Below are 240 nucleotides of genomic sequence, written 5' to 3'. Positions count from 1 at the left end.
TGCCGTACTTCCAGTAGGACTTCTGCTTGTTCTTCTTGGCCTTGGGTGCGGTGTAGACGGGGCGGCAGTTGGTGCAGCCGCTGTCGCCGGCGCCGAGGGGCCGCAGTCCGTCGGGATCGCTGTAGGCGAGGGGGTTGTTGTACCCGTACTGGTAGGCGTTGAGCTGGCGCGGGTCGCCCTCGTCGAGGAGGGGGTCGACGCTGATGAACCGGCCCAGGGTGGGGTCGTATTCGCGCGCCC

The 240-nt window shown here is 67.5% G+C and carries 1 protein-coding gene; it reads right to left on the bottom strand.

Features of this window, described 5'->3' with window-relative positions; genetic code table 11:
- A partial coding sequence (locus N802_RS19190; RefSeq protein WP_035919755.1) for an RHS repeat-associated core domain-containing protein occupies positions 1 to 240 on the bottom strand: 240 nt, incomplete at both ends.

It is taken from the genome of Knoellia sinensis KCTC 19936, from assembly GCF_000768705.1.
GTDB classification, from domain to species: domain Bacteria; phylum Actinomycetota; class Actinomycetes; order Actinomycetales; family Dermatophilaceae; genus Knoellia; species Knoellia sinensis.
This window is presented reverse-complemented; position numbering and strand designations above follow the sequence as displayed.